This window comes from Clostridium sp. CTA-6, from assembly GCF_054768115.1.
The window spans coordinates 322544-336912 of sequence record NZ_BAAAAU010000001.1; the positions used below are offsets into that span (position 1 = coordinate 322544).

Annotated in this window: 16 protein-coding genes; 10 read left to right on the forward strand and 6 right to left on the reverse strand. The window is 26.1% G+C overall.

The window, feature by feature from the left end; all coding sequences use genetic code 11:
• Positions 1-93 precede the first annotated feature (93 nt).
• Positions 94-534 carry a heat shock protein Hsp18 gene (hsp18, locus tag ACYUDJ_RS01355; RefSeq protein ID WP_003486120.1) on the reverse strand — a complete coding sequence of 147 codons (441 nt, stop codon included), beginning with the start codon at positions 532-534 and terminating at the stop codon, positions 94-96.
• 351 nt (positions 535-885) lie between these two features.
• Between hsp18 and ACYUDJ_RS01360 the strand changes: the two genes are divergently transcribed.
• The 4 genes from ACYUDJ_RS01360 to pfkB all read left to right on the forward strand — a co-directional run bounded on the left by ACYUDJ_RS01360 (position 886) and on the right by pfkB (position 3892).
• On the forward strand, positions 886-2070 hold the full coding sequence (locus ACYUDJ_RS01360) for an MFS transporter (protein WP_043031904.1): 1185 nt from the start codon (positions 886-888) through the stop codon (positions 2068-2070).
• Between the two features lie 151 nt (positions 2071-2221).
• Positions 2222-2785, forward strand: coding sequence for a TetR/AcrR family transcriptional regulator (locus tag ACYUDJ_RS01365; protein WP_042385034.1), 564 nt, complete (start codon positions 2222-2224; stop codon positions 2783-2785).
• Positions 2766-2987 (forward strand): DeoR/GlpR family DNA-binding transcription regulator, encoded by a 222-nt coding sequence (locus ACYUDJ_RS01370; RefSeq protein WP_003486113.1) that lies wholly within the window; start codon positions 2766-2768, stop codon positions 2985-2987. Before ACYUDJ_RS01365 ends, ACYUDJ_RS01370 begins: the two co-directional genes overlap by 20 nt.
• A complete protein-coding gene (pfkB, locus tag ACYUDJ_RS01375; protein ID WP_003486111.1) occupies positions 2987-3892 on the forward strand; it encodes a 1-phosphofructokinase in 906 nt (301 codons plus the stop codon). Before ACYUDJ_RS01370 ends, pfkB begins: the two co-directional genes overlap by 1 nt.
• Positions 3893-3968: 76 nt before the next feature.
• Here pfkB and ACYUDJ_RS01380 read toward each other — a convergent pair whose 3' ends face one another.
• Together ACYUDJ_RS01380 and ACYUDJ_RS01385 are read right to left on the reverse strand one after the other, a co-directional pair.
• Complete coding sequence (locus ACYUDJ_RS01380; RefSeq protein WP_154698177.1) at positions 3969-4121, reverse strand: hypothetical protein; 153 nt, start codon at positions 4119-4121, stop codon at positions 3969-3971.
• A 117-nt stretch (positions 4122-4238) separates the two neighbouring features.
• Complete coding sequence (locus tag ACYUDJ_RS01385; protein WP_003486107.1) at positions 4239-5618, reverse strand: peptide MFS transporter; 1380 nt, start codon at positions 5616-5618, stop codon at positions 4239-4241.
• Between the two features lie 563 nt (positions 5619-6181).
• Between ACYUDJ_RS01385 and ACYUDJ_RS01390 the strand changes: the two genes are divergently transcribed.
• Positions 6182-6337, forward strand: a complete 156-nt coding sequence (locus tag ACYUDJ_RS01390; protein WP_003486104.1) for a hypothetical protein — start codon at positions 6182-6184, stop codon at positions 6335-6337.
• 154 nt (positions 6338-6491) lie between these two features.
• Entirely contained in the window at positions 6492-7466 is a 975-nt protein-coding gene (locus ACYUDJ_RS01395) for a DUF6414 family protein (RefSeq protein WP_042385028.1), read from the forward strand.
• A gap of 159 nt (positions 7467-7625) precedes the next feature.
• On the opposite strand, the gene ACYUDJ_RS01400 is transcribed toward ACYUDJ_RS01395, so the two are convergent.
• Positions 7626-8159, reverse strand: a complete 534-nt coding sequence (locus ACYUDJ_RS01400; protein ID WP_003486100.1) for an amidase domain-containing protein — start codon at positions 8157-8159, stop codon at positions 7626-7628.
• Positions 8160-8420: 261 nt separating this feature from the next.
• On the opposite strand from ACYUDJ_RS01400, the gene ACYUDJ_RS01405 reads away from it, so the two are divergent.
• A complete protein-coding gene (locus tag ACYUDJ_RS01405) occupies positions 8421-8576 on the forward strand; it encodes a hypothetical protein (protein WP_003486098.1) in 156 nt (51 codons plus the stop codon).
• A gap of 215 nt (positions 8577-8791) precedes the next feature.
• Here ACYUDJ_RS01405 and safA read toward each other — a convergent pair whose 3' ends face one another.
• Positions 8792-9427: a SafA/ExsA family spore coat assembly protein gene (gene safA / locus ACYUDJ_RS01410; RefSeq protein WP_042385024.1), complete on the reverse strand. Its 636-nt coding sequence runs from the start codon at positions 9425-9427 to the stop codon at positions 8792-8794.
• Between the two features lie 340 nt (positions 9428-9767).
• On the opposite strand from safA, the gene ACYUDJ_RS01415 reads away from it, so the two are divergent.
• Entirely contained in the window at positions 9768-11420 is a 1653-nt protein-coding gene (locus ACYUDJ_RS01415; RefSeq protein WP_003486093.1) for a M3 family oligoendopeptidase, read from the forward strand.
• 50 nt (positions 11421-11470) lie between these two features.
• On the opposite strand, the gene ACYUDJ_RS01420 is transcribed toward ACYUDJ_RS01415, so the two are convergent.
• Entirely contained in the window at positions 11471-11881 is a 411-nt protein-coding gene (locus ACYUDJ_RS01420; protein ID WP_042385019.1) for a hypothetical protein, read from the reverse strand.
• A gap of 278 nt (positions 11882-12159) precedes the next feature.
• On the opposite strand from ACYUDJ_RS01420, the gene ACYUDJ_RS01425 reads away from it, so the two are divergent.
• Complete coding sequence (locus ACYUDJ_RS01425; protein ID WP_043031905.1) at positions 12160-13935, forward strand: methyl-accepting chemotaxis protein; 1776 nt, start codon at positions 12160-12162, stop codon at positions 13933-13935.
• Between the two features lie 209 nt (positions 13936-14144).
• Positions 14145-14354: a cold-shock protein gene (locus tag ACYUDJ_RS01430; RefSeq protein WP_003486084.1), complete on the forward strand. Its 210-nt coding sequence runs from the start codon at positions 14145-14147 to the stop codon at positions 14352-14354.
• Positions 14355-14369 lie beyond the last annotated feature (15 nt).

The window sequence follows — 14369 nt, forward strand, 5'->3', positions numbered from 1 at the left end:
AGGAGTACTTTTTATAGCACTCCTTTAGTTATACTTGTTATTATAAAAATAACCTATCATTTTATGATTAATTTCAAGAGGCTGTTTATATTTTTACTGAATATCGATCCTTTTCCTATTTAAATTTTCTTTATCTAATTTAGGTAAATTAATTTTTAAAACCCCATCTTCAAAGGAAGCCTCTATATTATTTTCATCCACATTATCTATATAGAAACTTCTGTTAAATTCTCCATAATATCTTTCTTGTCTAACAAAATTTTCTTTTTTATTTTCTATAGAAGAATCTTTTTTTGCAGTAATTGTAAGATAATTATTTACAAATTCTACTGCTATATCTTCTTTTTTTACTCCAGGTAGATCTGCTTCTATTAAATAATTTTCATCTGTTTCCTTTAAATCCACTTTGAAGTTACCCTGTAAGTTAGTCATTAGTGAAAAGAGCTCATCATTAAAGAAAGTATCTAAAAATGGTGAAAAGAAGTCATCTTTTTTGTTTATACTGTTTTTTCTAAAAGGTATCATATCAAACATTCTTTAACTCCTCCTTGTTAATTAATATTATTAAGTTTATATGTATATGATAAATCTAAAGTCAAAGAAAGTCAAAGTCTGAAAAATAAAGATTTATTTATCTATATTAAAAAATTTTAAGTGAAGATTACATAAATTTTTAAAATAAAGGTTTTTTAAATATAAATTAATATTTTTAATCTAATTTCAATGTTAAGTAAATTTTATATAATTTAAATACAAGTAGTAATTTAGAAGTATACGGTAAAAAAATTATTCTTGACAATCATGGAGGGGAAGTATTAAGCTTATGTCAGAAACTTAAAAAACCAATTTAGTTTCTTTGGTAAATTTTAATGTGAGAGGTGTATTATGAAAAAGAATGTGTTTTCAAAAAAAGAATTAATGTTTATATGTACACTAGGGTTTACCTTAGGTATAAGGCAGATGGCTATGACTATGGTTATGCCCTTTATATCTGTTTATAGCAAAACTTTAGCTTATAGTACTCCAGTATTAGCTGGTGTAGCATTGGGTATATTTGGTCTTATGCAAGCTTTTTTTCAGATACCTTTTGGTGTTTTTAGTGATAAATTTGGGAATAAAAAAGTTATTTTAATAGGGCTTATGCAAGTAATTATAGGACTATTATTGGCTTATTTTGCAAAAAATATTTATTTATTAATAGTTGCTAGAGCCCTGCAGGGAAGTGGTGCTATAATTGCAGTAGGATATTCTTGGATTTCTAGCAGTGTACATTGTGAGAAACGAACAAGAGCTATAAGTATAGTTGGGATTATATTGGGTTTTGCAGCTACAGCTTCCTTTGCTTTAGGACCTATAATACATAGGTATGTATCTGTAAATAATATGTTCTTATATTGTGCTTTGCTAATATTATTTAGTTGGATTATAATATTAGTATTTTTAAAAGAAGAAAAATCTCATCATAAAAGTGAAACTAATTCTAAAGAAGGATATTCTAAAAATAATATTAACATTAAGGAAGTTTTTCATATATTATTAGACAATAATATATTTGTAAAATTAAATATAGCAGCTTTTTTAAATAATTTTATAATGGCAGCAGTATTTTTTGCTTTACCACAGTATTTGGAAAGTATTACAGGTATTGATGGTATGTGGAAAATATTTATGCCTTCAGTTCTTATAGCTATAGCTTTTATGACATGGGCTGTAAGAGTTTCAGAAAAGGGTTATGGAATAAAGCTATTAATTATATCCTTTGCTGTTACTGCTTTAGGTGTGATTTTTTATTTTAACAAAAGTTCATTTACATTTATATTAGTAGGAACTATATTATTTATGACAGGATATATATGTATATGTACATTAGTACCATCCCTTGCCAATGAAATAGCAGAGGAAAGCTATAGGGGTACAGCTAATGGTATAGTTAATAGTTTTCAATATATAGGGTCTTTTGTTGGCTCAGTTATTATGGCAGCTCTATGGGTAAATTATGAAAAAATAGCATTGATTTTACTTATAATAGTTTGTGTTCTAGGGATAATTATGCTTAAACGCTGTAATTAGGGAAATGTTATTGTTTTTAGATACTATAGCATAAAATGAAAAATTTTATTAATAGATGTATAATATAAAGAAAAAATACTTAATTAAAAAACCTTTAGTATACAAAACAAATGATATATTATATACCATTTACATAAAGGAGAATAAAATAATGAAACAAAACATACTAGATATAACCTCTAAAAATATAGAATTATATGGGTTGAAAAAATTTACTATGGATGATATATCCTATGATCTTAAAATAAGTAAAAAAACCATATACAAGTATTTTAAAAGTAAGAATGATCTAATAAGTCAATATTTTAATGAAATAATAGATAGTGATAAAAAAAGCACTTTAGAATTATTAGAAAAGAAAATGCCTTTAGATGAAAAATTATATAATATAATTTATTCTTATCATAAATATAAATTACCAGTAAGGATTTTGGATGAAGCTTATAAATTCTATCCTGAGGAATTTAAAAAAATTCAAGAGTTTAAAGATTTTAAAATAGATTTAGTAAAAAAAATTTTAAAAGAAGGTAAAAATCAAGGGGTAATAGGAGAAAATATAAATATAAATATAGTAAGTTTAATTTTAGAAAAAGTTAGTGATACATTTTTAGACTATAAATTTTTAACTAATAATAATATTACTATGAAACAAGCCATGGTAGATTTGATGAATATATTATTAAATGGTATTTTAAATGAAAAATATAATGGATAAAACTCCTGATATTAGAGAAGCTTTAGTTAAGGAAGAGGTGGTAACAAGATCTAAAAATGCTTATGTATTAGCTGATGATTCTAAGTTCGATCAAATAAGCTCTGTAACCTTTGGCGATATTAGTAAAGCTACTATAATTACAACAAGAATTTTAGATGATAAATACAAGAATTTAACAAGAATAGTGGAGGTAACAATATAATGATTTATACTATTACTTTTAATCCAGCTTTAGACTATGTAGCTAAGGTAGATGATTTTAAAACAGGTAATTTAAATAGAACAAGCTATGAGAAGATTTATGCAGGCGGTAAGGGAATAAATGTTTCTATAGTCTTAAATAATTTAGATGTAGAAAATATAGCTTTAGGTTATATAGCTGGCTTTACAGGGGAGGAAATAGAAAGAAGAGTTAGATCCTTTGGATGTAAAACGGATTTTATTAGATTAAAAAATGGAATGTCTAGAATAAATGTAAAGCTAAAATCAAAGGAAGAATCAGAGATTAATGGAACAGGACCTTCTATAAATGCTGAGGACTTAGATGAATTGTTTAATAAATTAGATAATCTAAAAGAAGGAGATTTTTTGATACTTGCGGGAAGTATTCCTAAAACTCTTCCAGAGAATATATATGAAACTATAATGGAAAGACTTAAAGATAAAAATATAAAATTTGTAGTGGATGCCACTGGAAAACTTTTATTAAAGGTATTAAAATATAAACCATTTTTAATTAAGCCTAATCACCATGAGTTGTCAGAATTGTTTGGTGTAGAAATTAAAAATGAAGAAGAAATAATAGGTTATAGTAGAAAATTACAGACGATGGGAGCGGAAAATGTTCTTATTTCCATGGCAGGAGATGGAGCAATATTTATTTCATCTAAAGGAGAAGTAATAAAAAGTGGAGTACCTAAGGGAGTTTTAAAAAATTCTGTAGGAGCTGGAGACTCCATGGTAGCAGGTTTTATATCAGGATATTTAAAAAATAATAATTTAGAGGAGGCCTTCAAAATGGGATTAGCTACTGGTAGTGCTAGTGCATTTTCAGAAGGCTTAGCTAGTAAAGAAAAAGTAAAAGAGATATTAAACCAAATACTATAAAGTAAGATTGATTTATTTAAATATAAAATTAGTTAAGCATATTATAATATGATTTTAAAATTAAGTGGTTTACTAATTAATGACATTCTAAAGGTAGCCTATGTATTTGGAACAGCTTCCTTAGCAAATAATCAATAACTGCAGGAGCTTTATTTATAGATTTTGGGTGTTCTTTAAGAGCTCCACATGGTGGAATATTTGTATTACCTGTTATATATAAGTAATCCATTTGGCTATTTTGTAGCACTAGTCATAGGTTCTTTGATAGGAATGTTGGCTTTAGGAATATTAAAGAAAAAAATTCAATAATAATAAAAGCCCCACAATAAAATGTGGGGCTTTTATATTAATCAAATTGTTCTGCCATATTAGTTAATTTTCTATTAAGTGCAAATATTATTACAGCATTTGCAATAAGAGCTACAGGAATAGCTATAAATACTTGTAATGGGCCTAATTTATCTATGAACGCTTGGCCGTATCCGGCTAACTTGTTAGCTGCAAAAGTACTTAAGAACCAAACTCCCATTAATACAGAAGCATATTTAGGAGGTGCAAGTCTATTAACCATTGAGTTTCCAATTGGTGAGAAACACATTTCTCCAGTAGTTTGTAATACATAAAATAATAATACCCAAATTACACTAGCCTTTACTGCAGGGTCAGCGGAACCGCCTCTTTGTAATACTGCAAAGATCATAAATACAAAACCAACAGCTAATAGTACAAAGCCAAGAGCCATTTTTTGTGTTATGTTTAAATCACCTTTTTTAGAATTTTCAAGTTTAATCCAAAGAGCGGACATTATAGGTCCTAATATAACACACATAAATCCATTAAATGAATCCAGCCAAGGTACTGGCATAGTAAAGCTTCCTATATTCATATCTATAAAATCTCTAGTATATAGAGCTATAGACGTAGAGGCCTGATTATAAGCTGTCCAGAAGAATATAGAAAAGAATGTTAATACAAATATAACTATAGTTCTATTTTTCTCAGCTTTTGTTAAAGGTGCAGTTGATTGTTTTTTATTATCCGCACCTGTTGTAGAAGGAGCGAGTTTGGCAGCTGCTATCTTACCAGAATCCCCCATTGTCTTTTTAACACCAAGGGCAAAGGAAAGACCTGATAGAAGACAGGCTATAGCTCCACCTAAGAAAACAGCTTTGTATCCATAATGAGCTATTTCTCCATTAACTTTTGTAGAAAATATTTGATCTGCAAAAAGTCCAAATAAAAGAGGTCCAAACATAGCACCTATATTTGTAAATGAATACATAATTGAGAATGCACCATCTTTTCTAGAATCATTTTGATCATATAAAAGACCAACCATTGTATTTAAATTTCCTTTAAAAAAACCAGTACCAATAGTTACTAATATAATCATTGCATAGACCCCAAACTTCCCTTGATTTAGGAAAAGAACAAAGTTACCAGCAGCCATTAATAAAGTACCTAATACTACGCAGTATCTTGCTCCTAGATAACGGTCACAAATCCAGCCACCTATTACTGGTGCTAAATAAGTTAGTGCTGCGTAAGTGGATACCAAAGATGCTGCATCCGCTTTGCTTAAGCCAAAGCCCCCTTTGATAATTTGAGTTGCTAAAAAAAGAATAAGTACAGATTTTACACCATAAAATGAAAATCTTTCCCAAGCAACTGTCATCCCACAGATATAAAGACCTGAAGGATGTTTTGAATTTTCAGTTTTTGCCATTTAATAAGACCCCCCTTATTTAAAATTTAATGTTAAAACATATATGATTAAGTTAAAAACTTAATATATAACAAAATATAATAAAAAGAATAAATATTAATTTAAATTAAATGAAAATCTATTCTTTTATCTAATTGACAGACTAGTCATACATCTTTAACAACTCAATTATAATAATATTATTAATTGTTATAAAAATCAATAGATTTACATTAAAGATAAATAATAACTATATTTCCTTTTTTGACAAAAAGTATTTTAAATCTAAAATTATACTATAATAAATAAATGTAATTTTAAAATATCTATATATTACGATTATACTGTAATAAGGTTTTAAAAATTACAGTAGATATTAATATTGTTTTAATCTTTTTTAATTTATATTATATAAATTAAAAAACTTTTGATATAATAAAAAAAATACAAATAAATTAATAAAATATGCAGGACTTTTGAAAAATATATTTAAAAATCACCTTATGTTGATGGAAATATATATAATTTATGATGAATAAAATTTTATTAAAAATAAAAAACTATTTAAAAAGGAGTGAGTTTATTTGAAAACTAAAAATAATAAAATAAGAGGTAATAAAGAACAATTAAATAGTTTGGATTTAAAGAATAATCCAGAAATAAATTCAAACTATTATGGTGATGAGGATAATATATCTACTCAAATAGTTACAAATTATTATTATGCACCAGATAAATAATAGACAAAAACTTATTTAATTTAGTAAAATTTATAAATAATAGATGTGCATTAGGCTAAAGCATAATTTTTTTAAGGACATCATATATGTAAACTAAATTATAGTATATTAATATTATATATAGTATAAATAATTTAAAGGATGAGGATAGCCTATGATATCCATGCCTATTTATTTAAACAAGATGCTAATTCAGGATTTACATTCTATTTTAATAAATGGATATTTACAAAGTACAAGTATAAAGTATATTACAGATAAAACAGATTCTGTTAGATTGCAAAAAGGGATGGAGAAACGCTGTAGAAATGAAGATACTTATTCTAAAAAGAAAAATAAATTTCATAACAGAGAAAAAAGCATATGTAATAAGGATAAAGAAAGCTTATCAATCAAATGCAATTCTTTAAGTGATGAATCTAATATTATGGGAAGTTTAGATGGGAAAAATACTAATATAAGAGAATTTGGAATTACTAAAATATATACTACTTTTCATTTGTTTCATAATTTAAAAAATATGATGATGAACCAAAATATGATAAAACAAATCACAGAAAAAGATATTATAAATAATAATATAGATTGTGGAGATTATGTAGAGTTTGAAGCTAATATGGATACTATATGTATAGTTTCTCAATTAAGTTGTATAATAGACACTATGGAATGCTATGATGTTAATAAATTAGATTATTTACTTCAAGAAAAAAGTAAATTAGATGAAAGTCACTTTATGAATAATTATAATGTAGTATTAAAAGAATTAAAAAATTTAAATGAAAATTTAAACAGTTATAATACTAGAGATATTGTAGTAAGACTAAAAAATTGTAGTGGAGTATTAACTGTAAATACAAATAATTTTTCTGAGGAAAACCCATATATGTATGATATGGCCTATTGTAATTGTAAAATTTTGTGCAAGGTTGTTAAAATAGCACAGAGTCAAGATAAGATTGATTTGCTTAGAAAAACTAGAATGAGTGGTTATTACAATAAGTTTTTAAAATCTATAACTCCCCATTTAAAACTACTGAACGATAATGATATTATAACTTTAAATAACATTATTACAAGTATACAAGGTCCAGCTATTCAAGCTTTGCCTATAGCTATATATGTATAAAATCTTAAATATAAGTATAAATAAATACTAGCTAATTATTTTTTGAAACAACTAATTTTAACTTATATTTTAACAAAAATTAGTTTAGAGCTAATATATAACTTAAGTATTAGCTCTAAAAAATATATTACAATGGTATTAAAAATAGCACACATAGAATTATAAACTTATTTTTAAAAAATGTGGTTTGATATATTTCCAGGAAGTTTTAATTGGAATATTTAAATCATTAAAGGTATGCTGTGATATTAAAGGTTCTTTACCTTGAAAAGAAGTTATTATTGTAGAATGAAATATACGATTATTATTATCCTCAAAAAATACTAGATCACCAATATTTAATTCATTTTCATTGTAAACTTCTAATCCCTTTGCACCAAAAGAACCTTTTTCTTGGTTTACCTTTAAATAATAATATAAAGAATGAGCTACAGCCCAACATATAGACCAGGTATCATCCATTACATTTATAGTATTGTTATGTTTATACCACCAGGGATACTCGCTATTAAAATTCATGGGCGCACCACCAGCTAATAGACATTGAGATATAAAGTTTGTGCAATCACCACTACTATTATTTACTATAGGCAAGTATCTATATTGGGGATTAGGATTTAAGGCATAAGTTGTAGCATAGGCTACAGCCTTTTCTCTTAAGTATCTGTTTTGTTTTTTTATTCTCCAATTCATTTAAATTTAAAACCTCACTAAATGCTTATAATTAATATGATATGATAAGTGATTTGCTACAGTGAAAATTATAAACATTTATAAAGAAAAATAGAAAGATAGTATGTAATATTAATATTTCCAGATGTATTGTGTTAATAAAGTTAGTTAAAAATTTGTATTTATCAAAATTGTAGGGTGTTCACTGTTCTAAGAAAATAGTATAATATTCAAGGGAAAGTCTGTGTGATCATTAAAATATAGAAATTAGAGGAGAATAATATGAAGGAAAGTACTATAGAAAAAATGAAAAAAATAATAGAAGAAAACAAAAATAAATCTTCACAAAATAATTCTAAATTAAGGGCTCAAAAGAATATTGGAGGAAGTAGGAAAGCCATTAGAAATAAAAAGACTGGTGGATTGTTTGATAAATAGATAATTTATATTGTAGAGAATAATATAAAAAATATTCAATGGGTTGAAGAATATTTATAATTAAATCATATAATATGGGTAATTATAAGTATATAGAATATATAATATATAATACATAGAATGCTTATGTAACAAAGTATTCAAAAATAAATTTCATTTTAACATTAAAAAGCTATGAATAAAACATTCTCTATTCATAGCTTTTTATTTAATTCTTAAGGTTTAATAAATAGTTGAGTCCAATAATATACACCAGAAGAACTTTTATATAAACCTACACCAATTTCAGTATAAGTATTGCTTAATATGTTTTTTCTATCATCAGGAGAATTCATTAAATTAGTCATAACCTGTTGAGGAATCTTTTTATCATAAGCTATGTTTTCACCAGTGGTAATAGACTTTATATTAAAATTTTGTAACATGGTAGGAGGAGAACCATAAGTTGATGAAGTATGAGAGAAATAGCCTTTAGTGGCCATATCTTGAGATTTATATCTAGCTACTTTAGAAACCTGGCAGTTAGTTCTTAAATGAGGTAATCCAGCCTGTTCTCTCTCAATATTTACAAGGCTTATGACTTCATTTTCTAAAGCTTTTATAGTATCTATACTTGGTATATTTATCTTTTGACCAGGATATATTAAAGAAGTATTTTTGATTTGAGGATTAACTTCTATTATTTTGCTTAGTCCAATTTGGTATTTTACTGCAATCTTCCATAAGCTGTCTCCAGAAACTACAGTATAAGAAGTATAATCAGCAGCAGAAACACTAGTGCATTTGAAAATACATAAAAAACCAGCTAATAACACTGAGAACAAAGTTTTTTTAAATAAAAATTTCTTCAATTATTACACCTACCTTAAATTTCTCTACAATAATAGTTTAAATTTAAAAGTGCATTTATATCCTATAATAAAAATGGAAATAAAGTTTTATTATAAAGCATAATATTAACAATATTTCAAATGTTAAAATAAATAAATTTTATATAAAATAACTTTATATAATTTCAAAAATTTAAAATATTATTAATATTCGGAATTGATGCTATAAAGATGATAAAATATGCTAAGATGTAATTAAATTTATATTAAGGGAAAAACTATTATTTAATTAAATCTAAAATAAGGAGGAAGTTATATTTTGAAATTTACAGATTATAAATATGAAAGACCAAACATAGAGATGGTTTTATTAGAATTTAAGAAGTTAATAGAAGGTTTTCAAAAATCTCAATCTTCAGAGGAACAGGATAAAATAATAATAAAAATCAATACTTTAAGAAATGAAGTAGAAAGTATGATAGAACTTGTGAATATAAGAAATTCTATAAATACAGAAGATTCTCTTTATGAAAAAGAAAAAGCTTTTATGGATGAGAATATACCTATATACGAAGGGATTATAGCAAAATATTATAAAGTGCTGGTGAATTCAAAATTTAAGAATGAATTAGAAGATAAATGGGGAAAACAATTATTTATATTGGCAGAGATGAAGCTTAAAACCTTTGAAGATGGAATATTAGAGGAATTAAAAGAGGAAAATAAATTGATTACTGAATATGAAAAATTAAAGGCTTCTGCTAGAATAGTATTTGAAGGAGAAGAAAGGAATTTAGCACAGTTAGAACCTTTTATTCAATCAAAATATAGAGAAATGAGAAAGAGAGCCTATGAAGCTTCTACTAATTTTTATGCGGAAAATGAAGAGAAATTTGATAATATATTTGATAAATTAGTTAAAGTAAGACATAAAATAGCTAAAAAACTAGGATACAATAATTTTGTAGAACTTGCTTATGTAAGAATGATGAGATCAGATTATGATTCCAATATGGTTAAAAACTATAGAAATGCAGTAGAAAAATATATAGTTCCTTTAGCAGAGTCGCTAAAATTAAGGCAAAAGCAACGTTTGGGGCTTAAAACTCTTAAATATTATGATGAACCTTTGAAATTTTTAACAGGGAATGCTGTTCCAAAGGGGGATGCTTCTGATATATTAGAGAAAGCAAAAAAGATGTACGGAGAATTATCTAAAGAAACGGATGAATTTTTTACATTTATGCTGCAGAATGAACTTATGGATCTTATAAGCAAAAAGGGGAAAGCTTCAGGAGGATATTGTACTTATATATCAAAATATAAATCTCCTTTCATATTTTCAAATTTCAACGGAACCTCTGGAGATGTAGATGTACTTACTCATGAAGCAGGCCATGCTTTTCAGGCTTATTGTAGTAGACATTATGAAGTGCCAGAATATATATTCCCAACATATGAAGCTGCAGAAATACATTCTATGAGTATGGAATTCCTTGCATGGCCTTGGATGGAATTGTTTTTTAAAGAGGATGAATTAAAATATAAATTTAGTCATTTAGCTTCTGCTATAATATTTATACCTTATGGAGTTACAGTGGATGAATTTCAACATTTTGTATATGAAAATCCTGATGCATCTCCTCTGGAGAGAAAAGATAAGTGGAGAAAAATTGAAAAGAAATATCTTCCTAGTAGAGACTATGAAGACAATGATTTTTTAAATAGAGGAGGATTTTGGTTTAAACAATCCCACATATTTTCAGTTCCTTTTTATTATATAGATTATACCTTAGCACAAATTTGTGCATTGCAATTTTGGCATAAATCTAATGAAAATAGAGAAAAAGCTTGGGAAGATTATTTGAATTTATGTAAAAAAGGAGGAAGTAAATCTTTCTTAGAATTAGTTAAAGAGGCTAATTTGAATAATCCATTTGAGAAGGAAACTATTGAAAGAACTATAGAACCTGTTAGAGTATGGTTAGATTCTATAAATGACACTAATATGTAACCAACAAATTTAGGCTATATCTTAAATTTTATTTAATAGATATAGCCTTTTTATTTGGATTTTTTAGATATACATATAAGAGTATCTATTTTATATTTTAAAGAATCATATATGTCTTCACACTGTTCAGTTATTTCATAAATTAATTTAAGCGTATCCTTAATCTTAGAATCCTTAGGCTTTAAATATATAGCAGTGGATAGAACATTAGCAGAAGTAGATAGATTTAGAGAGGTGGTGCTAAGATTCGTTAAAGTATAAAGTAAAGGATAAACTTCATTATTAAAATAAATTAATCCCTCTGGATTTAAATTAAGTCTTATTAATTCATCTCTTAAAGCGTTTATATTTTTTATCCTATTTAAGGTTTTTTCTATACACTCATCAGATAGGTTTATTAAAGTATCTATATTTTCTATATCTTCTATATCAATATCTTTTTTGCTATTTTCATTATTCATAATTATTAAATTATCCATTCTAAAATTGATATTTATATATAGTTATTATGAAAAAGAAAAAAATATTAATAAAACAGGTGTAATATATTAGTTTCAAAATAAAAAACATTATTTCATTTATTAAAAGGCATTTTAAAAATAATTAAAATATCCATAATATTCTAACAAAAGAAATATTTTTTATAAAAAGAAACATTATTTTATAAAAAAAATAAAAACATTATCGATAATAACATATAATTATAAATATATTTTAATAAGAGACGGAGGATTTTGAGATGAAAAAAATAAGCACCAAAATAGCAATTATGGCTATACTAATATCTACTATTACAGCATTTTGTATAGGAGGCTTCTCAATATATCAATTATTTAGTACAAAAGATAAAGTGCTGGAAAATCAACGAAAAATAATGGTACAGTCTTATGATTTAGGTATACAAAATGAAGTTGAAAGTGCAATCAGTGTTTTGGAGGGGATTAATAAACGTTACCAAAAAGGAGAGCTAAAATTACAAGAAGCTAAAAAGTTAGGAGCAGATTTATTAAGAGACATGAGATATGGAAAAGAAGGGTATTTTTGGGCAGATACTTTAGAGGGTATAAATGTAGTTTTGCTAGGAAAAGATACAGAGGGCAAAAGTAGATTAGAAATGCAGGATGCTAAAGGAAAATATTTAATAAAAGAAATAATAGAAAATGGCAAAAAAGAAGAAGGTGGATTTACGGATTATTATTTTCCTAAAGAAGGGGGAAGTGAAGCTTTACCAAAAAGATCTTATAGCAAATTATTTAAACCTTTTGATTGGGTAATAGGTACAGGAAATTATATAGATACTATAGATAAAATTATGTTAACTGAGCAAAAAAGTTTAGAAAAACAAATTTTTAATAAGATTACTTTTCTTTTAATAATGATGGTAGTAATGTTATCATTAGCCATTACGGCAGGGATAACTTTAGGTAAAAAAATATCTTCTCCTATACTTCATATAACAAAATTAGTAGAAAAAACTGCAAATTTTAATTTGGTTGATGATGAAAATTTCAATAATATATTAAAGTTTAAAGATGAGACAGGAGTAATAGGACAGGCTGTAGTAGATTTAAGAGAACAGTTAAGGCATATATTTGAAAGTGTAAAAGATAATTCTAATTTGTTACTTTCAAATTCTCAAATTTTATCACAATCTTCAGAAACTACAGCTGATTCTATAGAGGCTGTAGGAAAAACTCTAGAAGAATTAGCAAAAGGGTCTGTAGATCAAGCTAAAAATTCACAGATAATAGTTGAGAGTTTATCTGGTTTTTCTGAGGAACTTAATGGAGTTGTAGATACAGCTAATAAGGTAAAAGATTTTTCTAAAGAAACAGAAAAAGAAAATATTAAAGGAAGAGACAGTATAGATATACTAAATAAAAAATTTGTTGAAAATAAAACTGCATTATTTATGGTAGGTCAAAATGTAAATGAATTATGGACTAAGTCTAATTCTATAGGAGAGATAGTGGTGAAAATTCAAGATATAGCAGAGCAAACTAATTTATTAGCTTTAAATGCTGCTATAGAGGCGGCACGTGCAGGAGAAGCAGGGAAAGGTTTTGCTGTGGTAGCAGAAGAAGTAAGAAAGTTATCAGAGCAAGTGGAAGAATCTACAAGAGAAATATCTCAAGAAATACAGGAGATACAGAAAAAAGTAAATGATTCTAAAAATAGCATGAATGAAAGTGAAAATATAATCTTAGAAGTGAACAATGCAGTAGAGGATACTAAGAAAGTATTTAATACGATAGAACATAGCACAAAAAATACAATAGATCAAATTACAAATTTATATGATAATATAACAAGAGTATCTAAAGATAAAGATAATATATTGGAATCAATTCATTCTATATCAGCCATATCAGAGGAGTCTGCAGCAGGGTTAGAAGAGGTTTCAGCATCTACCCAAGAGCAAACCAAAATAGCGGATAGTACTATGGAAGCGGCAGAAACATTAAAAGAAGTTGTATTAAATTTAAATGAAATAATTAGTAAAGTTCAAATTTAGATTAGTATTTTAAGTATCCATCTTTAACATATTTTAATTTAAAGGTAGAGTGGGTAAAAACAGATTTGTTTTTACCCATTCTACCTTTAAATTTTTAAAAGTTTTTATTAAGTTTATTTGGTATATGGAATTTATAAAAAGCAAAGAATATATAAATAGAGATGAATTAGTGTAAGTATATGTACTAAATATTTAAAGGAGAGATATAAATGAGTATGCATACAGGAATAGTTAAATGGTTTGATAATGAAAGAGGATATGGTTTTATATCAGGGAATAATGGAAAAGATGTATATGTTCATTCTATGCAGGTAAAAGAAAAAACTCATAATAAGGATTTGCATGAAGGTGAAGAGGTATTATTTGATATAATAGAAAGAGAAAAAGGGCCTGTAGCTATAAATGTTCAAAAGCTATAATAAATTAAACTTATA